We start from the raw sequence: 17,755 nt of genomic DNA on the forward strand, positions 1-17,755 counted from the left end.
CCGCGTAGGCGGGCGATTTCGCCTCAGAACATGGTCGTGCTGATCACGATCGCGTTGTACGCGGCGTGGCACACCACGGCAGGCCAGAGGGAGCGCGTGTAGGCCGCCAGGCCGGTGTAGATCGCACCACCGACCGCTGCCGAGACGATGTTGGTAGCGCCGAACCCACCGTGGGCGAGCGCGAAAGTCACCACGCTGACGGTCGCGGCGAGCAGCACCGCGAGGCCTCTCACCGCATCGGGAATGCGACTCCAACCCGCCAGCAATCGCTGGACCGCAAGCACCAGACTCCGGTATTGGACCTCCTCAGGGATGGCCGCGACGAACACCGGGATCAACACGACTCCACTGAACCAGCCGCCGTTGACGATCATGTCCCGGCGTTCGCTGCGGGCGGCCTGCTGCGCGGAGTCGACCGCCGGATCCCACAGCTGGGTCAGCGTGAGCTGCCCGAGGAAGTGAACGCCGGCCAGGGCTACCGGCACCGCCAGGCACCAGACGAGCCACACGTTCGTGGTCGACTGCGGCCGAGAAACTGCGGGCCGACACAGCCCGAGCCAGGCCGCTGATGCGGCTCCTTCCGCGCGAATCGTCGAGTGCGGCTCGACGTTGTAGGCGGACTGGTACAGGATCATCGCCGCGAGACTCCCCATCGCGATGGCGAACGCGACCGCTTCGCCGAGCAGCCCGGCAACGACCATCGGGCCCACCAGCAGCAGCGGCGTCGCGAGCATGAGCGCGGCGAAAATTCGGCATCCGGTGCGGATCATGTGCCCCCTCCAGTCGATGACATCTTTCCCGACGATCGGGCACCGCCGGGATGAGCTGTCGCGAATCGGAACCTATAGATACACTAGGCACATCGGATACAACGGCGATGGAAAGGGTGTTCGGTATGACCAAGAAGAGGGAGTCGGCGGTCGTCGACGACGCGCTGGCGGCCTACCGCAAGGCGCTGATCGACGATGACGTCGAGGAGCGCATCGCCGAACTCGCGGTGATGGTCGGCGAGTGGCAGGGCAAGCGCGACGAGCGCCGCGAGACGATCGAGCGGCTGCGGCGCGAGGAGGAAGCCGCCGAGGACGCGGTTGTCGCGGCATACGAAGCGGCGCGCAACGCCGGGGCGAAGGTGACCACGCTCGAACGGATCAAGCTCAAGCCCACCGACGCGATCAACGCGGTGTCGCGACGTGCAGCGCGCGACAAGTCCCGTGCCGTGAGCGCGCCGGTGTCGACTCCGCCGACCGACTCGGAGCGCGTCAAGGCCGCGAAGGTGCCGTTGACCCAGCCCGAGGACAAGAGCGCTCACGGCGAATTGCTCGACTCGATGGTGCGCCAGTACGGCACCGCCGAGAACCCGACGCAGGCCGGCTCGGTGCCGGTCGAGCAGTCGGCGTGACCGGGAACCCGAACCGATGACTGTCGACGATCTGGCCGGGATGACCCTCGGGGACGGTGCGCGGTGCCAGCGAACGGCCGGATGGGCGCGGCGTTCGGCCGCGTCCCCGACGGCCCCGCGGTGGCTCGCGGACGTGCTCGTCGACGCGGCGATCACCGTGACGGAGCCTTCGCGGGGGGAGTGGGTGCGCACCGCCGCGCCGATCTGCTGGCCGCGCGTGGTCGCCGAGCATGGTGCGCGTTGCGCCGTCGGCGGCGAGGTCGAGGTCGTCGGCGGGGTCGAATGGCGGGCGGTGTGCCTGGCTTTCGCGCTGCTCGACTGCCACGGTTTCGGACCGCGCCTGGATGTGCGGGTGTGGCTGGCTGAGAGAGATCAGGTCGTGCTCGAGCCGGTGGCGCTGTTCGCCGACGGCGGTCGGGTCAGCGACGAGCTCGCGGTGGCGGTCGACGACGTGCTCGCCCGTGGGGGCCGATCGCGCCTGGCGCTGCACTGGGATGCCGACGAGGACAGCTGGGCTCTCACCGACTGAAGTCGACGAACAGCAGAGCGGCTCGGACCGATTCGGTCCGAGCCGCTCTGGCGTTCGTCAGGTGATGGTGGCGGCCTCAGCCCTCGTCCTCGAAGCCGAGGAACTCGACATCGGCGCAGAACTCCATGCCGGGATCCTCGGGATCGCGGTCAGTCCACTCGCCCACCACGCGAAAGCGGTTCGCGAGCAGAACCGCTTCGACCTCGACGTGAGTGTGGAGCGGATCGCTGGACCTGAGCACGTCGCAGGGCCCGTGCCACGGGTCTTCCGGATCCCACACTTCGATGTCGTGGCCGCTGGGGTAGTACACGACCGAGGCGCGATCGCCTGCCTTCGCCTCGGGAATTTCGTCGGTGTAGTCGTTGGACATCGTGATCAGCTCCTGGGAGTCGGGGTGAGGTAGACGAGCCGGGTGGACGGGATTGCGCGCAGCTGCTGCTCGACGATCGGGCCCGGGGCACCGAAGCCCTCGAGGTGTTCGGGGCCGGGCACGACCACGATTCCGCCGCCCGCCTCGGTGGCGGCGGCGATGAGTCCCCACAGCGCTGGACAGGGCGCGGGTGCGTTCACCAACTGCTCGATGAGGGTGCCGCGCTGGTAGGCGTAGTCGGCGACGCGCTGGCTGTGGGCGGTGGAGTGGGCGTGATCCATCGTGGTGAGCACCGTCCACAGCACCATCACCGGCGGCACCGCTTCGCCGAAGAAGTGGATCTCGGGCAGCTCGACGCCGTAGCCAGCGGCGAACGCAGCCACCACGTCTTCGGTGTTGTCGTCGGCGAGCGCGACACGGAAGTAGGCGAAGATCTCAGTCATCTCGGCCCCTGGAGGTGTCGCTGGCCAGGCAGCGCAGGTACGCATCGAGCGCGTCCATGCCGAGTACCTGGGCGTGCTGTTCGACGACTCGGCGCACCATGTGGGCTTCGGTCTTGTCGGTGAACAGCAGCCACGGACCCCAGTAGGCGGCCATCTCCGCGATTCGCAGTCCGGCCTCGGCCTGCTCGATCGGCAGCGCGATCTCGGGCAGCCACGACAGCTTCCAGCGGTCGGCGCGGGCCAGGAATCCGTAGTGCTTGGTGTGGTCGGCGGTGAGGAATCGTCCCTGCTGCTCGATCATCGGGCACCGGCCTGGGTCATCGTGTGCAGGCCGCCGTTGATCGTCCAGCACTGCTCGGTGCAGCCCTGGTCTCGCAGCTCGGCGGTGAGCTCGCGGTGCTCGGCGTGGAGCTTGAGCGCGCCCCAGCCCGGCCACGCGGCGAATGCCAGCAGCACCGAACCGGTGGTGATCGGGTTGTCGGCCGGGATGACACCGGTCGCCAGCAGCATCCCCGTCGCGACGGATACCGCGCTGATCGCGGCGTCGATCTTCGCGAACGCGCCGCGTTCCCATGCGAGGTAGTGCTGGAACTCGTGGTCGGAATCGTTCATGGTCCTGGTCCCCTTTCGGGTCTTCGAGGGTGGAGAGAACGTCGGCGGGCCGTCCGAAGCCTTGCCTTGTTCTAGACCCTAGTCTACCCCATTGATAGCCACCTTTCACGGCGACACGGGAAAAAGTCGTGTCAATTGTGGTTGACAAAGGTCTAGAAAGGGGTAGAGTAGGTAATAGAAGATGACGGACCGGACCCCGACTCTTCGACCTCCAACCCACCCTCGAAGACCCTGAAAGGGGACACCCATGCTCACCGTGATGGATTGGTTCTGCGGAGCAGGCGGATCGAGCCAGGGCGCGCACGCGGTGCCCGGCGTGACGGTCACCCGCGCTGCGAACCACTGGACCAAGGCAATCGAAACCCACTCGGCGAACTTCCCCGAGACCGATCACTGGATCGGCGACATCCGCGAAGCACCCGTGGACAAGTGGCCGGTCGTCGACATCTTCTGGGCATCCCCCGAGTGCCCGAAGTGGTCGGCCGCGCGCGGTGTGCGCCGCGACTTCGACGCCACCATGCAGGACGGGCTGTTCGATCTGGTCGAGCGCGACGAGGAAGCCGAGCGCTCCCGCGCGCTCATGGAAGAGGTGCCCGGCTACCTGCGTGGAGTGATCGAGCGCGGCGGCCGCGTGCGCGCCGGGATCGTCGAGAACGTCGTCGAGGTCCGCTCCTGGGATCAGTGGGACCGCTGGATCGGCGAGATCCGCGCACTCGGTTACCACACCAAGGTCATCGCGCTGAACTCCATGCACGCTCAGCCCGTGCGCACCCAGCCCGCCCCGCAGAGCCGCGACCGGCTGTACGTGGCGTACTGGTGCCGGTCGCTGGGACGCACCCCCGACTGGAACAAGTGGCTGCGACCGGTGGCGTTCTGCGAGACCTGCGACGAGTGGATCAACGCGGTGCAGGTCTTCAAGAAGGAGCGCGCCGACATGGGCCGCTACCGCCAGCAGTACACCTACAAGTGCCCGCACGTGTCGTGCCGCAACGCGGTTGTCGAGCCCCCGGCGGTGCCCGCTGCGGCCGCGATCGACTGGAGTCTGACCGGCACCCGCATCGGTGATCGGGACCGGCCGCTGGCTCCCAAGACGATGGCGCGCATCACCGCCGGGCTGGCGCGCTACGCCTCGGCCACCCCGATGATGGTCCCCGCCGGTGGCACCTGGCGTGACGACGCAACCCAGGTGACCGACCCGATGGCCGCCCGCACGACGCGCGAGAACGACGGGCTGGCGATCCCGGCACCGTTCCTCGCGCTGCTGCGCTCGGACCGTCCCCGCACGATCGGGCTGCACGAACAGCTCGCCACGATCGTCGCCGACGGCTCCAACCACGGGCTGGTGGTCCCGCCGCTGATGGTCCCGATGGAGGGTCGCGACGGCAAGGACGCCCAGCTCGCCGATGCACCGCTGCGGACCCAGACCACCCGCAACGAGACCGGGATCGCGTTCTGGCCCTTCATCGCCGAGATGCGTGGCGGTGGCTCCGATGCCCGCCCGGTCACCGATGCGCTGGCCACGGTCACCGCCTCGGGCAACCACCACGGGCTGGTCACCCCGCCCGCCAACATTCCCGCCGACGTGTGGCGCTCGCTGCTGGTGCCCTACTACGGCACCGGCCGCGCCCGCCAGATCGGCGAACCGGTCGGCGCGGTTTCCACCCGCGACCGCTACGCCCTGGTCGACGTGATCGCCGCCGATGTCGACATCGACGACGTCCGGTTCCGCATGTTGGAGCCGCACGAGATCGGCACCGCGATGGCCTTCGGCCCGACCTACACGGTGCTGGGCACCAAACGCCAGAAGGTCCGCCAGTACGGCAACGCGGTCACTCCCCCGGCCGCCGAGATCTTGATCAGCGCGCTCGTGGAAGCCATCACCGGCGAAGAACTCGACCGCTACGCCCTCGCCGCCTGACCCACCCTCCCCGACGGTGCCCGGCTCCCGGGCCGGGCACCGTCACCTCCGGAAGGACCCCGATCGTGACGAACCAGTGGATTCTCACCAACCCCGACACCGACGACTACGTCGAAGCCGACGCCCCGACAGCCGCGCTCGCGGTCGGCGCGGTGCGGCGCAAGTACGCCCGCTACGACCTGACCGACGTGCGCGAGCGCACCGTGCGCGCGGTCCTCGAGGTCAGCCACGGCGGCCACCGCTGGCAGTCCTACCTGCCCGGTGTCGTCCACCGCGACGGAGACTGGCTGGTCCTCGATGGGGCGACCGCCCTCTCACTCGACGGTGTAGTCCAGCCCGAAGGGCTCACCAACTACCGCTACCTGCGTGGGATCTGGGCCACCAACCCGAACGTCCGCTTCGACAACACCGTGTCGGTCCTGCTCGACGCTCCCGCCCCCGAACGATTCGATGAAGTCATCGACGCCCTGTCCTGGCACGGGCCGATCGACGATGAACTCCACCACCAGGTGCGCGTGGAGCTCGGCGTCGAAGATCGCACCGTGCGCGTCGCCTACCGCGACTCCGACTCCGGCGGCTGGCGCATCGCGATGTGCCCGGCCCGGGTGCTCGGCGTCCACGACGCCGAACTCGCCGCGGTGCCCGGCTTGACCCCGGACCACGACCTCGTGGTCGTCGACCAGGTCTCCGGATTTCCCGCTGGCTGCGCCACTTGGTCGCGCCACGACGACGCCGAATCCGACGAGTACGCGCGCGCGGAACACCTCGGCTGCGCGCACGACGTCATGTTCCTGACGGACTGATCCCGACCACTCCCCCGCACCGTGACCCGGTCGACCGGACCGGGCCACGGCACCCGAACCAGAGAGCAGGCACTCATGATCGACATCCCCAGCACACCTTCGCGCATCACGCCGGACGCGACCTACCTGGCCGCGATCGCGGCGATCACCGCCCAGATCACCGCCGAGATCACCGCCGACATCGACAACGCCCGGATCCCTTCCGATGTCGGCTGCTTTGCCGATCTGCACACCTACACCGACGCCAATATCTACGCCGACGACTTGGTCACCGACCTGGAGCGCACACATGCGTGGGTGGAGTTCATCGTCGACGTCCAGGACCGCGTCGACGTGTGGCTGAGGGCGGGTCGACCCGACGACATCACCCGCCAGCAGACCGGCTCGAGCTGGCACGAGTCGACACCGATCTACCTCGGCGAGCACCACGAGACAGTCCCCCCTGCAATGGCGGCCGCCCGCGCGGCCCGCGCTGCGACCTTCCGCCGGTCCCCCACCGCCTACACCTTCGGCGCCGGCGCCGACCAACCCGGCCACTGAGCCGCACAGCACCGCCAGCCCCTGCGAGCCTCCCGACGAAAGGACCACCATGACCATCGACCGCGACGCTATCTGGCGCATCACTTACACCGACCACTACGACGAATTCGTCGCCGCCACCGAGGAAGCCGCGCTCGCCGCCGCCCACGCCACTTACCCCGGCCAGCAAGTCTCGTCGACCCGGCCGCTCACCGTGGACGATCTGCTCCAAGGGCACGACGAGAACTGGCGAGATACCGACTTCCTGTTCGATTTCAGCATCGACGGCGACTGGCTGGCCCTGCACTTCACCGCCGCCATCACTCCCGAGGGCGTGATCGACCCGGTGGCGCTGGCCGACTACCGCTACCTGCGTGGGATCTGGGGCGACCTGCCCAGCATCCGCGTCGACGGCGGCCGGATCTCGATGCTGCTCAACGGGCCCGCTCCCGCGAGCGCCTTCAAGGTCCTCTGCGACTACATCTGCGACGGCGGCCCGCTGCATCGACCGACCTACGAGGCGGTGCTCGCCGAGCTCGGCATCACCGACTCCCGCTCTGTGCGCGTCGCGTACCACAGCGACCGCCTCGGGAGCTGGCGCGTCACGGACTGCCCCGCGACGCTGCTGGACTATCACGCCGGGCTGCGTCGCCTGTTCACCGACCTCGGAGAGGAGCAGGACGTGATCGTCGTCGAGGCGGTGCCCGGCTATCCGGCGGGCTGCTCAACCTGGTCGCAGTGGTGCGGTGAAGCCCTCGACATCGCCCGCGCGGAACACCTCGGCTGCGAGCACCAGCTGTTCCGTCCGGCGTACTGATCGACCTTCGCACGACGGGCCGGAACTACATCGGTCCGGTGCGTGCGGGTACGAGAACGGCGGTCGGTGAACCACAGCCCGAAAGCTGTGGGCGGACTCACCGACCGCCAACTGCCCCACCCTCGAAGGAAAGGGCACCGACCAGGCTAACACGCCGATAGCCCCGATCCAGCCGACTCGAAACCCCTTGGGAGAACGGATGTCCCCCACCATCGCACGCCCTCGCCAACACGGTGCTGTCCACCCGCGCCGACGGGTGCGACACAATGCCCGCATGGAGTTCGAGACGCTGGAGGAATGGGCGCAGCGCCACGGCCGCAATCTCAAAGCGGTCCGGGCCCTCGCTGCCCGGCCCGACTTCCCCGCTCCGAAGCGCCCGCGGCCGCGCAGCGGGTCCGGGACACCGTGGCAGGAATACGACAGCGCCGAGCTCGACGACTGGCTCGACCGTTGGGACGCCGCTCGCCGCCCCGAGGAGGTCACCGTGCCCGACGGCACCGACCTCGACGAGTACCGCGCCCTGGGCGCCATCGCCGACCTCATCGGCCGCGCTCGCAAGACGGTCAGCCAGTACCGCGAGCATTTCGACGCCCACGCCTCGTACGAAGATCGCGGGAAGCGGCGCTTCTATCGAACCGGTGACATCATCGACCTGCTCAACGCCCGGCTGGGTTACGGGCGCGCGCTCGACCCCGAGCGCGACCGACGACGGCACGCCACCAGCGAAGACTGAATGGCAAGCCCTCCCGGAGGGAGGGTGCGGCAGCACTGATCAGCTGGCGCGCCGTACCGGCAGATCCGGCGCGCACACCGGATCGGCCGGTACGAAGGCCTCGTCGGGGTGGTAACGACGGAGCTGGCGGCCGAACTCCCGGACCGTCGCGGGCCAGGGATTGGTGATCTGACCATCCGTGCGCTTGAACCACGACGGCACGCCGTCCGGCCACACACTGGCCGCCAGCTGCTTATCCAACCAATCACCGAACCGCGCCATCGCACCTGCAGACACCTCGACCGGACTGTTCAACCGCTCGCCGAGCTCCAAACATGTTCGGATATAACGCGATTGGTGCGCCTTGACGGTCGGGTTGCTGTTGGACGGGGTGAAGCTGTTCGGCCCGGCGATCAGGAACATGTTCGGGAAGCCGGGCACCGCGAGACCGAGGAACGCACCGGGCCGGCCTGCCTGTGCCCAGGAGGTGTGCAGGTCGATCCCGCCGCGGCCGAGCACGGTGATGCCCTCGAGGAATGCCGTGGCGCGGAATCCGGTTGCCCACACCACCGTGTCGGCGGGTCGGTGCGTGCCGTCGACTGTCCGGATGCCGTCGTGGGTGAGTCGTTCGATCGGGTCGGTCACCAGGTGCACGTGGGGTTGGGTCAACGCGGGATAGAATCCGCTGTCGAGCAGGATCCTTTTCTCCCCGATGCGGTAGTGCGGCGTCAGCTGCTCGCGCAGGGCACGGTCAGGGACCTGCCGACGCAGATGCGCGCGCGCGAGCCATTCCGCTGGCCGCGCGGACCAGCCTCGGTGCATGATCGGCGCCAGGGCGAGGTCGGCACCGTGGTGCAGCGCTGCCCGGTAGAGGTCGTGAGCGCCCGGTACCCGCAGCAGCGAGCGGGTGACGGGGCCGAACCGGGCTGAGGGCTTGGGCAGGGTCCAGGCCGGAGTGCGCTGGTAGACGGTGACGGTCGCGGCGGTGCGCGCGATCTCCGGCAGCATCTGCGCAGCCGATGACCCGGTGCCCACGATCGCGACGTGCCCGCTCAGCTCGGCGGTGTCGTCCCAGCGAGCCGAATGGAACGCGCGGCCGCCGAACTCTGCGATGCCTGGAATCACGGGGATCTGGGGCCGGTGGAGCTGGCCGACGGCCCATACGACCGCATCGGCATGAATGAGCTGGCCACGCGTGGTGGTCAGGGTCCACGTGCCGTCATCGTCGTGGTAGCGGGCGTCGCCGATCGCGGTGTCGACCCGGAGGCGGTCTCGCAGACCGGCCCGCTCGGTGACCGATCGCATGTAGTCGAGGATCGTCGCCTGCGCCGGGTACCGGAGGCCTCGATCGCGCCAGCTGTCGAACGCGAAGGAGTACAGGTGGGAGGGGACGTCGCAGGAACAGCCCGGATAGGTGTTCTCACGCCACACTCCCCCGACGTCGGGGCCCTCCTCGAGGATCAGGAAGTCATGGATTCCGGCGTCGAGCAGTTCGGCGCCCATGGTGAGGCCGCCGAATCCTGCGCCGACGATGACGACGCGGTGCCTCGGTGTCGGGGCGCTCATCCCGCCACCTCCCACGACACCTCGCGCAGCGGACGGCCGAACACCGACGACGGCCATTTCGTCCAGTCTTTCCACCACTCCAGGTAGGACTCGGACGCCATCGGCGCGTCGAGTGCGTGCAGCGGGATCTCGAACGCGGCGACGAGTTGGTCGGCGTGGGCGGCGAGCACGCGGCGGTGCCGCAGCAGTTCCGCTTCGACGGCGTGCGCGCGGCGCGGCGAGAGCTGCCGATGGGCGGCGAACCAGCCACCTCGGGCATAGATCCGTTCGAGGGCGAAGACCGCCGCGGCCGACTCGAGGACGGCGCGGGCGGTCTGGTCGGCGGCGTGCTGAGATGCTGTGAATGCGGCGGCGGCCGCCAGGCGCTCCCCTGTTGCTGTCGCGAGTTCGATTGCGGCGGTGTCGATGTCGATTGCGGTACCGGCAGCGGAGTAGTTGTCGCTGCGGACGCCGGCGGCGATGACCTGTTCCCGTTCGACGAGCATCCGTACCCACCAGGGCAGGTGCGGCGGCTGGTGCCGTGGCCGCAAGGCGGTGATGTCCACACCGCCGACGACCGACAACCCGGCCTGCTTGAGCAGTACCTGGGACTCTCCCTCGGCGGTGATGATGCCCTCGACGACACCGATCCAGTCGCCGATCCAGTTGACCCTCAGCGAGGCCTGCGCGGCGCCGCGCTGGCGGCAGGTCAGCAGCGCGGTATGGGCGGTGTAGCCCAAGAGAGGCTTCGCGATCATCGACCACAGCGCTTGCACAGGGTCGCCAGCGGCGGACCCGGCGCGCATGTCCTGCAACGCACGGCCCAGGATGCTGGTCGCGGTGACGGCCGCGAGCGCGGAAACGACATCGCGGCGCACGGTGCCCCGCTCGGCCATCACGGTGGACCCGGTCTTGCGCGAGGACGTGTACTGGTGCAGCACAGCCAATCCCGCGCGCGCGGCCGCAGCGGCGGCATTAGCCAGATCCAGCCGACCTTCACCCAGCATCCCGATAGCCCGGTGCCAACGCGCACGCGGCGCGAGAGCGCATTCGAGATGCCCGGCAGGGTTCATCACCGCCCAATCACCGCCGAGCAGAGCATCACGCGGGACGAACACCGCGTTGTAGCGGATCATCGCGTGATCCATTGGCGCCCAAGACTTGTCAGGCAAGGTGTGGATGTGCAGGCCAGGCACCAGCGACCCGTCCGGATGCCGGAATCGCATCAAGAACGGCAAGACGCCTTCGTCTGCACCGTCGACGATCAGCCGTGCGGTCGTGACGCCGATCCGCGCGCTGGAGGCGGCGATGTTGGGCATGAACTTCCACGAGCCGGCGTTGGGTGAGTCCAGCCAGAACCCGTCGCGCGTGCTGTCCCAGGTGGCTGTGGTCTGCTGGTCGGCCCCGTTAGTGCCGCCGAGTTCGGTCAGCGCCAGCAACCCGAGGGCGCGGCCGTCGTCCAGTTCAGCGGCGAGTTCGCTCTGGTACTCCGAATTGCCGTTGCCCAGCGCGGTGATCGCGCCGACCGACAGGTCCAGGTGCCCGGTCAGCACTGGGATGAGGTGCGGTGCAGCAACCGCCGCCCATTCGCACAGCCTCCCCCGCAGTCGCGGATCCGCCGAGATCTCCGACGACGACCCGCCGAGCTTGGCGATCACCGCCCGGAGCAGCGGCGCGCCCTGATGCGCTTCCTCGGCGTAGGTGGTCCCTGAGCATGGGCTGTCGTCGAGTGCGAGGATGGCTGCCCGAACGCGCTCGTGGACCTCGTAGTGCGATCCGAGAATTGCTCTGCGCAACGAGGCGATGGTGGGATCGAGTTGCGGGGGCGGCGGCGCATCTAGCGCACGCGCGTGGGCGACATTTACTGTGGTCATTGCAGGGGCTCTCCAGTTTCTGCGTCAGCCCCCAGGCGATTTGCTGCCGACTGGGGTGCTCGTCCGATGTCCCCCTGTTCTCAGGCGGGGGGACATCTTCAATTTCGGAGTGATTTCCGAATCTCCTTGCACTGCATGTGATCTGCCGCGCCCATGGATTGAGCGAGGCGCGAAGTTGACTTCCGACCGCCCTCCGCCACGGCGCAGGCGGGCTTCTACCAGGCGGAACGGACGAATTCATGCCGGACACTCCCTCGCTAGTTCTATAGGTTCCAATGTATCTAAATGGTGCCACAGCGGCAATCGGTCGGCTATCCGACGTAACACCTCAACCGAAGTCGATACCTAGATGGCGACCGGCCGTCACTCGCCGGTGCGGACTGTCACCTCGCCTACAATATCGAACATGCGTTCGATGGCAGCAGAGCCCGGGCCGGCGGGGACCGACCTCGCCGCGCTGCCGCTCGCCGATCGCCTCGCCCGACTTCGCGAGCAGATGGACGCCATACCCGCTCGTGCGGGATCTCCGAAGCGCACGCCGGTTCCCGGGCACGACGTCCTTGCCGTCCCGGGCCCGCTCGGCGAGCTGCTGCCTGATCACGGTCTGGCGCGCGGCACGATGGTGACGTGCCCGCGCGGCGCCGTGCTGTGCGGACTCCTCGCGGCTGCGACTGCGTCGGGTCGCCACGCGGCGGTTCTGACTGACCCGACGGGGCCTCAGATCGGGCTGCTCGCGGCGTGGGAGATGGGTGCAGCGCTCGAGCGGCTGGCGGTGATCGCGACTCCGGACGACCGGGCCGCCGAGGTCATCGGGGTCTTGGCTGACGGACTTGACATGATCGTGATCGACCTGCCTCGCGCCCACATCCGACGGGCGGACTTCGAGAAGCTACGGGGTCGATTGCGTGCCAGGGGCGCGATCCTTGTCGCGACCCGTGCCGATTGGGCCAGGCAGGCTCATCTGGACCTGCGTATCCAACGGCGGCCGACCTACGGCTTGGGCCGAGGCCGGGGCCGGGTCACCCAGATCGATCTCGACGTCGAGGTTGTCGTTGCCGGGCGCCGTGTCCGCCAGGGCCGGGTCGTGCTGCGTGGATGTGGCGGTCGTACCCAGTGGCATCGCCCCGAAGCCGTGCCAATCAGGCTGGCCCACACCGGATGACGCCACCATCCATCGATCCCGCGATGATGCCCCGCCTGTCGCGGCCGCTGCTCCAGCACCGGCGAAGCTCACCTTGTCGAGATCCGGCCCCTATAGTGCCACTTCGACAATGGGTATATGCCGATGGAATACGGCTACCAACAGCGTCGGAATAGCGCGAGCCGCTAGACCCGGGGGGGGACGGGGTCTAGCGGCTCGACCAGCGTCAGGCTGTGCCCTACGCAACGGACCGAGGGGGGATCGGTCCTCGCAGGTCACATTACGCCTGAATCAGCAAATGTGAAGCATTCTCATCTGGAACTTGAATAAGTGCCTTCAGGAGAGATCAAGGTGACGGTTCATGGCCATCGCTGCGTCAGCGAGGTCGGCCAGCTCGATGACGGTGACACCAGCCTGCTCGAGCTTCTCGACACCAACACAGTCCGCGACGAACGTGCTCGGTTCGCGCCACGCGATCACGACGGTGGGAATTCCAGCGGCCAAGATGCGATCCGTGCATGGAGCACGGTCTTTGGAGGCTCGTTCGGAACAAGGTTCGAGGCTGGAATAGATCGTCGCGCGGGCAAGACGGGGATCGTCGAGGCTCAGTTTGTTCAGTGCGGCTTCTTCGGCGTGGACCTTCGCGTCGGTTTCGCGGGAGAATCCGGTGGCGATCTCCTCGTCATCGACAACGATGACGGCGCCGACCGCGAACGCGCCTTCGGCCTGCGGGCACTGGTAAGCGAGGTCGATCGCCCGGCGCATCCAGTGGTCGTGATCAGGCATGGGAAGTCTCCTTTGGTGCGTAGCGCAAGAGGGCGACGTCTCCGATCTGCGTGACGTCGATCAGATGGAGACGGCGGGTGGAGCCACCTGGATAGTCGGCGGGGTTGACGAACCGCGGCGCGGACGGATCGCCGACGAGCGTTGGGCCGATGGCGAGGTGCAGTTCGTCGGCGAGGCCGGCGGACAGGAATTCGGTGTGCAGGTGGGTGCCGCCCTCGACCATGAGCCGTTCGACACCGGTGTCGCCGAGGTGATCGAGCAGCGCCGCGAAGTCGATCGTCTCGCCGAGGTCGACGACCTCGGCAAGATCGCCGAGTTGGTCGCGCAGCTTCGGAGCGGCGGCGGTCACCGTGTAGACGAGCGGGTTCGCCGACGAGGTGCCGTGATGCCAGAACTTCGCGGCCGAATCCAGGTCGCCGGTCGCGGTGACGGTGATCTTTCTCGGATGCGCGGGCTTGCCTGCTGCGACCCGTTCAGCCTGTCGCGCTTCACTTTTCACGATCAGCCTGGGGTTGTCGGTGCGCACGGTTCCAGCACCGATCATGATGGCGTCGGATTCGGCGCGGACCTGGTCGACGCGGTCGAAGTCGGCCGGGTTGGACAGCAGCAGCCGCTGGTCGGTCATGTCGTCGATGTAGCCATCGATGCTCGCCGCGACCGACAGGACAACGTAGGGCCTCACGCCTTCACCGACCAGCGTTCGGCGGCGTCGACGAACTCACGGATATGCGGGTCAGCGCTGGATGCGTCGATTGCTGCACTGAGCTGGCGCACCGGGGCGAGGACACGCTGGGAACCAGTGGCGACGCCGGTACGCATCGCGTCGACGCCGATCGCAGCGGCAGCTGCGTGATCACCGGCGGCGACGTGGGCCAGGGCCAAGCGCCCGTTGTAGACACCTCGGTCGCGAGCGTAGGTTCCAGGCATCGAGGCGATTGCGCGCTCGAACTGAGGAATCGCCGCGGTGTGATTGCCCAATCGCAGGGCCGCAGTGGCCTGATGGACCTCGACGTATGCCTCGTCGAGGAAAAAGCCCCAGTCCGAATCGTGGTCTGCTGTCGCAGCCAGCTCACGAGCACGGTCAAATGCGGCAGCACTCGCCCCGGCGTCGCGCAGCAGCGCGTGCCCCCATGCGGTGAACAGGGTCGCGACTGCACCGAACCGGCTGCGTGGTGGCGCCTGCATCGCGGCGGCCTCGGCGCTGTCGAGCGCTGCTTCACCGTCACCCTGATCGCACGAAATCTGGGCCTTCCTGATCGATACCAACGCGATCGAGGCCGGATCGTTGAGGGCGAGGGACCATTCGCCAGCTTTGTTCACCCAGTGCTTTGCCCGGCTCCACGTCTGCGCGTCCTGGTGCAGCCACGCCGCGCCTTCGCCGTAGAGAATGCGCATACGGAGCAGCTGAGTCGGGTCTGCGGCGCCCGCGCGACGCAGTTGTCCGAGCATGGCGATGTTGTGCTCCATCAGCGGAATGACCGGGCCCGAACCGCACAGATTGTCGCTGTCGATGAGCGACAACCGTAAGTCCCTGAAATGGCTGATCCAGTCCGTCTCGGCAGTGACGGCCGGGGCTGCGGCGGCGGGACGGCCGCCGATGGCGGCGGTCAGCGCTGCGGCCCCGATTCCGGTCACGACGGCGCGACGCGGTAGCTCCACGACGATGACCTCTCCGTCTGGGGTGCGGGCGAGCACCTGCACCTGATTCGTGTCGTCGACACCAATGGTGCCGATCGCCAGCGTAGCCGGATCTTCTTGTCGCGCCACAAGATCACCGGCAGGGCCGTCGACGCCACGAAGGCGGTCGAACCGTGCCTGCACGCATGCGGGAGATTCGGTGAGCAGCTTGTCGAGCCTTTGTCGATTGCGTACGCGGATCACGACATTGCTGTCGGGCGAAGTCCAGCTCACAACCGTCTTTTCCGTGACTTCGAGCGCGTTCGCGAACTCCAGCAGCGACAGGTTCATCGCCTTCATCAGGGCGCGAACTGTCTCGCTCGACCACTCATATACGACCGACGACATTGCGACCAGCCCCCGTGGTGTTTGGTGTGATCCACGAAAAATACACCCGCAGCGTCCCGAAGGGTGAGATTTCGGGAGCCGACCAGGAAATATTCCGAATTGCCTGGTGGCGCTGAAACTTCCGTCTAACTACCTGGCAACTTCGTTTCCCGCCGCCGATTCTGAATTCGGCGCACCTGGCCGGGACAGAGCTGGATCAATTCTCCACTCGGATACGCCGATCTGAACAGACCCCTTGCTGCTCATCGATCGCCCGGCCGGTGCGCCCCCTCACCCATTGGATCTCTTGGAGGCGCGATGTATCCGGCCACCGATCTGCCCGCGCAGATCCTCCCCGAGTACCAGTGCGAGGACGCGCCGCCCGACCTCCGGCTCGACGAGGCGCGCGCGATCCTGACCTTGCACGGCACTCACAAGCCGCACTGTCCCGTCTATCTGTGCGCACTCGCTCGTGCCGCGACGGTCATCCATTGAGCGCGCTCGACACCGGTGAGATCGCCACCGTCATCGTTTGTGAACTGCCGACTGGTCGCGAACTGGTCGCTGCGTTCCGCGGTGGGTTCGGCCATCTGCCCGGTGACCACCTGATCGGCCGTTGGGGGCAAGCGCTCGCGCAGCTGCACCGCACCCGACATATCAACCCGGACAAGGCGACTCGGGTCGACCAGCGGCGTGCCGAGATGGTCGAGATGGTCGATACCTGGGTTGCCAACTACACCAACCTCGCCGGTGCCGGCTACGGCGCCGCAGCCGACCTGATGGCCGCCACGTACGTCGGTTTCGAGGCGCTTTTCCACTCGAGCACTCCGGTCGACTTCGAAGACCTTCATCGGGCATGGACCGCCGTCGCTGACCACGTCGTCGCCTGGGACGACCTGCGCACCGGCCACGCGCCTGTGCCGTGGCCTCTGGACCTTTCTCCGCAATCTCTCACGAACGAAAGGTGATTCATCATGTTCGACCTCGCTAGCGACCCCCAGTTCATCGCCACTTGCGACCGTGAGGGAATCGGAGTCGACGTTGCGGCCGACGCCGTCATCGACGGCACGATGGTGTTCCTGCGCTCCAACGACTCCCGTACCCAGGACGGCTACCACCCGATCCTCGTCGGCGCCGGAACACGGCGGAAGGTCACCGCGCTGATCGGCCTCGGCCCGCGCGACACCGACCGCGCCGCGATCGTCGACAGCATGGCGGTGATCAACGCCGCCGGGCCCGACGCGGTGATCGACCTGACCACTAACCCCGAAGGCATTGCGCTGCGCCGCGAGCTCAAGGAGGTCGTCGGCGTGCCGCTGGGCTGCTGCTTGACCTACGACCTGTTCGCCCAGCCACGCAAGAAGCTCGGCCGCGATGAGTTCTTGGAGCGGTTCGAGCTCGGCCTGGACTCCGGCGTCGACTTCGTACTGATCCACGCCGGGATCAACCCCGAACTTGCTCGGATGAGCGAGCAGTCGAATCGGATCATGCCGACGACATCACGCGGCGGTGGCCTGGTCGCGCGCTACATGCGGATGCACAACACCGAATCCCCGCTGCACGAATTCTTCGACGGCATCCTCGAAATCTGCCGACGACGCGGTGTCGTACTCGACCTCGGCGACATCTTCCGTCCCGGCGCCACCGCCGACGCCGGAGACGAGCTCAAATGGCGCGAGATCGAACTGCTCGCACAGCTGCGCCACCGCGCGCTCGACGCGGGTGTTCAGGTGCTGTGCGAGACCGGCGGCCACATTCCACTGCACCGTATCCCCGAACTCATCCCCGCCTACAAAGAAGCCCTCGGCGGTGCCCCGCTGTGGCTGGCCGGGCCGATGGTCGTCGACAACGCCGTCACGCTGGACTCGATCGTCAACACCCTCGGCGTCGCAGCAGCAGGCACCTGCGGTGGAGACATGTTCGCCTCCATCACCCAGGTCGAGCACTACCTGATGCCCACCGGCATCGACACCGCCGAAGCGGTCCGTAACGTCAAGGTCGCCATCACCGCCCTGGAACTCGGCCGCGGCAACACCACCGAGATAGCGCGCCAGCGCGCCATATCGGTCGCCCGGCGAGCCAACAACTGGGATGTCCAGGCCACCCACGCCCTCTACCCCGGTCTGGCCACCAACGCCTTCATCAACGCCGGACTCAAAACCGGTGCCCCCTGCACGATCTGCGGATCGCTGTGCCCGCACCTCACCGCGAAGAAGGACCACGAGGAAACCCCCGTACCGGCGGGCACCATCCCCCTGCCCCTCACCGTCTCGGAGAGCTGAC

The 17,755-nt window shown here is 67.7% G+C and carries 21 protein-coding genes; 11 read left to right on the top strand and 10 right to left on the bottom strand.

Translation table 11 applies throughout. The annotated features are described in order from the left end of the window. Positions 1-23: 23 nt before the first annotated feature. Positions 24-770 carry a CPBP family intramembrane glutamic endopeptidase gene (locus tag IEX78_RS23215; RefSeq protein ID WP_188831201.1) on the bottom strand — a complete coding sequence of 249 codons (747 nt, stop codon included), beginning with the start codon at positions 768-770 and terminating at the stop codon, positions 24-26. A gap of 125 nt (positions 771-895) precedes the next feature. Here IEX78_RS23215 and IEX78_RS23220 point away from each other — a divergent pair, with 125 nt between their 5' ends. Continuing rightward, entirely contained in the window at positions 896-1,399 is a 504-nt protein-coding gene (locus IEX78_RS23220) for a hypothetical protein (protein WP_188831202.1), read from the top strand. 16 nt (positions 1,400-1,415) lie between these two features. Further along, on the top strand, positions 1,416-1,928 hold the full coding sequence (locus IEX78_RS23225; RefSeq protein WP_188831203.1) for a hypothetical protein: 513 nt from the start codon (positions 1,416-1,418) through the stop codon (positions 1,926-1,928). Positions 1,929-2,004: 76 nt separating this feature from the next. Here IEX78_RS23225 and IEX78_RS23230 read toward each other — a convergent pair whose 3' ends face one another. From IEX78_RS23230 to IEX78_RS23245, 4 genes are read right to left on the bottom strand one after another with little or no spacing between them, the layout of a single operon-like run. Continuing rightward, positions 2,005-2,298: a hypothetical protein gene (locus IEX78_RS23230; protein WP_188831204.1), complete on the bottom strand. Its 294-nt coding sequence runs from the start codon at positions 2,296-2,298 to the stop codon at positions 2,005-2,007. Positions 2,299-2,303: 5 nt separating this feature from the next. Next, positions 2,304-2,741, bottom strand: coding sequence for a hypothetical protein (locus IEX78_RS23235; RefSeq protein ID WP_188831205.1), 438 nt, complete (start codon positions 2,739-2,741; stop codon positions 2,304-2,306). After that, complete coding sequence (locus IEX78_RS23240) at positions 2,734-3,042, bottom strand: hypothetical protein (RefSeq protein WP_188831206.1); 309 nt, start codon at positions 3,040-3,042, stop codon at positions 2,734-2,736. The genes IEX78_RS23235 and IEX78_RS23240 overlap by 8 nt, the downstream gene beginning before the upstream one ends. Beyond that, a complete protein-coding gene (locus IEX78_RS23245; protein WP_188831207.1) occupies positions 3,039-3,353 on the bottom strand; it encodes a hypothetical protein in 315 nt (104 codons plus the stop codon). The genes IEX78_RS23240 and IEX78_RS23245 overlap by 4 nt, the downstream gene beginning before the upstream one ends. A 247-nt stretch (positions 3,354-3,600) precedes the next feature. Here IEX78_RS23245 and IEX78_RS23250 point away from each other — a divergent pair, with 247 nt between their 5' ends. The 5 genes from IEX78_RS23250 (at position 3,601) to IEX78_RS23270 (ending at position 8,143) form a co-directional block, all read left to right on the top strand. Continuing rightward, positions 3,601-5,271 carry a DNA cytosine methyltransferase gene (locus tag IEX78_RS23250; protein WP_188831208.1) on the top strand — a complete coding sequence of 557 codons (1,671 nt, stop codon included), beginning with the start codon at positions 3,601-3,603 and terminating at the stop codon, positions 5,269-5,271. A gap of 65 nt (positions 5,272-5,336) precedes the next feature. Then, complete coding sequence (locus tag IEX78_RS23255) at positions 5,337-6,074, top strand: hypothetical protein (RefSeq protein WP_188831209.1); 738 nt, start codon at positions 5,337-5,339, stop codon at positions 6,072-6,074. Between the two features lie 75 nt (positions 6,075-6,149). After that, positions 6,150-6,614: a hypothetical protein gene (locus IEX78_RS23260; protein ID WP_188831210.1), complete on the top strand. Its 465-nt coding sequence runs from the start codon at positions 6,150-6,152 to the stop codon at positions 6,612-6,614. Between the two features lie 49 nt (positions 6,615-6,663). Then, positions 6,664-7,410, top strand: coding sequence for a hypothetical protein (locus tag IEX78_RS23265; RefSeq protein ID WP_188831211.1), 747 nt, complete (start codon positions 6,664-6,666; stop codon positions 7,408-7,410). Positions 7,411-7,684: 274 nt separating this feature from the next. Further along, on the top strand, positions 7,685-8,143 hold the full coding sequence (locus IEX78_RS23270) for a hypothetical protein (protein WP_188831212.1): 459 nt from the start codon (positions 7,685-7,687) through the stop codon (positions 8,141-8,143). Between the two features lie 39 nt (positions 8,144-8,182). Here the strand turns inward: IEX78_RS23270 and IEX78_RS23275 are convergent, their stop codons facing one another. Continuing rightward, complete coding sequence (locus IEX78_RS23275; RefSeq protein ID WP_188831213.1) at positions 8,183-9,688, bottom strand: flavin-containing monooxygenase; 1,506 nt, start codon at positions 9,686-9,688, stop codon at positions 8,183-8,185. Next, the gene (locus tag IEX78_RS23280) at positions 9,685-11,325 is read right to left on the bottom strand and encodes an acyl-CoA dehydrogenase family protein (protein WP_188831214.1); all 1,641 of its coding nucleotides are present in this window, start codon (positions 11,323-11,325) and stop codon (positions 9,685-9,687) included. Before IEX78_RS23280 ends, IEX78_RS23275 begins: the two co-directional genes overlap by 4 nt. A gap of 622 nt (positions 11,326-11,947) precedes the next feature. On the opposite strand from IEX78_RS23280, the gene imuA' reads away from it, so the two are divergent. Beyond that, positions 11,948-12,703 carry a DnaE2-dependent mutagenesis accessory factor ImuA' gene (gene imuA', locus IEX78_RS23285; RefSeq protein ID WP_188831215.1) on the top strand — a complete coding sequence of 252 codons (756 nt, stop codon included), beginning with the start codon at positions 11,948-11,950 and terminating at the stop codon, positions 12,701-12,703. 315 nt (positions 12,704-13,018) lie between these two features. On the opposite strand, the gene IEX78_RS23290 is transcribed toward imuA', so the two are convergent. From IEX78_RS23290 to IEX78_RS23300, 3 genes are read right to left on the bottom strand one after another with little or no spacing between them, the layout of a single operon-like run. Continuing rightward, on the bottom strand, positions 13,019-13,468 hold the full coding sequence (locus tag IEX78_RS23290) for a deaminase (protein WP_188831216.1): 450 nt from the start codon (positions 13,466-13,468) through the stop codon (positions 13,019-13,021). After that, positions 13,461-14,150, bottom strand: a complete 690-nt coding sequence (locus tag IEX78_RS23295) for a RibD family protein (RefSeq protein ID WP_188831217.1) — start codon at positions 14,148-14,150, stop codon at positions 13,461-13,463. The genes IEX78_RS23290 and IEX78_RS23295 overlap by 8 nt, the downstream gene beginning before the upstream one ends. Next, on the bottom strand, positions 14,147-15,445 hold the full coding sequence (locus IEX78_RS23300) for an NsdA family TPR-like regulatory protein (protein ID WP_188831218.1): 1,299 nt from the start codon (positions 15,443-15,445) through the stop codon (positions 14,147-14,149). Before IEX78_RS23300 ends, IEX78_RS23295 begins: the two co-directional genes overlap by 4 nt. A 345-nt stretch (positions 15,446-15,790) precedes the next feature. Here IEX78_RS23300 and IEX78_RS23305 point away from each other — a divergent pair, with 345 nt between their 5' ends. From IEX78_RS23305 to IEX78_RS23315, 3 genes are read left to right on the top strand one after another with little or no spacing between them, the layout of a single operon-like run. Then, positions 15,791-15,967 carry a hypothetical protein gene (locus tag IEX78_RS23305; protein WP_188831219.1) on the top strand — a complete coding sequence of 59 codons (177 nt, stop codon included), beginning with the start codon at positions 15,791-15,793 and terminating at the stop codon, positions 15,965-15,967. After that, the gene (locus IEX78_RS23310) at positions 15,964-16,440 is read left to right on the top strand and encodes a DUF4254 domain-containing protein (RefSeq protein ID WP_188831220.1); all 477 of its coding nucleotides are present in this window, start codon (positions 15,964-15,966) and stop codon (positions 16,438-16,440) included. The genes IEX78_RS23305 and IEX78_RS23310 overlap by 4 nt, the downstream gene beginning before the upstream one ends. A gap of 6 nt (positions 16,441-16,446) precedes the next feature. Next, a complete protein-coding gene (locus IEX78_RS23315; RefSeq protein ID WP_188831221.1) occupies positions 16,447-17,754 on the top strand; it encodes a phosphomethylpyrimidine synthase ThiC in 1,308 nt (435 codons plus the stop codon). Position 17,755 lies beyond the last annotated feature (1 nt).

It is taken from the genome of Nocardia camponoti, assembly GCF_014646135.1.
Classification (GTDB): Bacteria; Actinomycetota; Actinomycetes; order Mycobacteriales; family Mycobacteriaceae; genus Nocardia; species Nocardia camponoti.

Coding starts and splice junctions, on each gene's coding strand:
- IEX78_RS23250 (WP_188831208.1), top strand. CDS start 3,601: ATGCTCACCGTGATGGATTGGTTCTGCGGAGCAGGCGGATCGAGCCAG.
- IEX78_RS23315 (WP_188831221.1), top strand. CDS start 16,447: ATGTTCGACCTCGCTAGCGACCCCCAGTTCATCGCCACTTGCGACCGT.
- IEX78_RS23270 (WP_188831212.1), top strand. CDS start 7,685: ATGGAGTTCGAGACGCTGGAGGAATGGGCGCAGCGCCACGGCCGCAAT.
- IEX78_RS23305 (WP_188831219.1), top strand. CDS start 15,791: ATGTATCCGGCCACCGATCTGCCCGCGCAGATCCTCCCCGAGTACCAG.
- IEX78_RS23230 (WP_188831204.1), bottom strand. CDS start 2,298: ATGTCCAACGACTACACCGACGAAATTCCCGAGGCGAAGGCAGGCGAT.
- IEX78_RS23260 (WP_188831210.1), top strand. CDS start 6,150: ATGATCGACATCCCCAGCACACCTTCGCGCATCACGCCGGACGCGACC.
- IEX78_RS23225 (WP_188831203.1), top strand. CDS start 1,416: ATGACTGTCGACGATCTGGCCGGGATGACCCTCGGGGACGGTGCGCGG.
- IEX78_RS23240 (WP_188831206.1), bottom strand. CDS start 3,042: ATGATCGAGCAGCAGGGACGATTCCTCACCGCCGACCACACCAAGCAC.
- IEX78_RS23220 (WP_188831202.1), top strand. CDS start 896: ATGACCAAGAAGAGGGAGTCGGCGGTCGTCGACGACGCGCTGGCGGCC.
- IEX78_RS23290 (WP_188831216.1), bottom strand. CDS start 13,468: ATGCCTGATCACGACCACTGGATGCGCCGGGCGATCGACCTCGCTTAC.
- imuA' (WP_188831215.1), top strand. CDS start 11,948: ATGCGTTCGATGGCAGCAGAGCCCGGGCCGGCGGGGACCGACCTCGCC.
- IEX78_RS23265 (WP_188831211.1), top strand. CDS start 6,664: ATGACCATCGACCGCGACGCTATCTGGCGCATCACTTACACCGACCAC.
- IEX78_RS23275 (WP_188831213.1), bottom strand. CDS start 9,688: ATGAGCGCCCCGACACCGAGGCACCGCGTCGTCATCGTCGGCGCAGGA.
- IEX78_RS23215 (WP_188831201.1), bottom strand. CDS start 770: ATGATCCGCACCGGATGCCGAATTTTCGCCGCGCTCATGCTCGCGACG.
- IEX78_RS23300 (WP_188831218.1), bottom strand. CDS start 15,445: ATGAAGGCGATGAACCTGTCGCTGCTGGAGTTCGCGAACGCGCTCGAA.
- IEX78_RS23245 (WP_188831207.1), bottom strand. CDS start 3,353: ATGAACGATTCCGACCACGAGTTCCAGCACTACCTCGCATGGGAACGC.
- IEX78_RS23235 (WP_188831205.1), bottom strand. CDS start 2,741: ATGACTGAGATCTTCGCCTACTTCCGTGTCGCGCTCGCCGACGACAAC.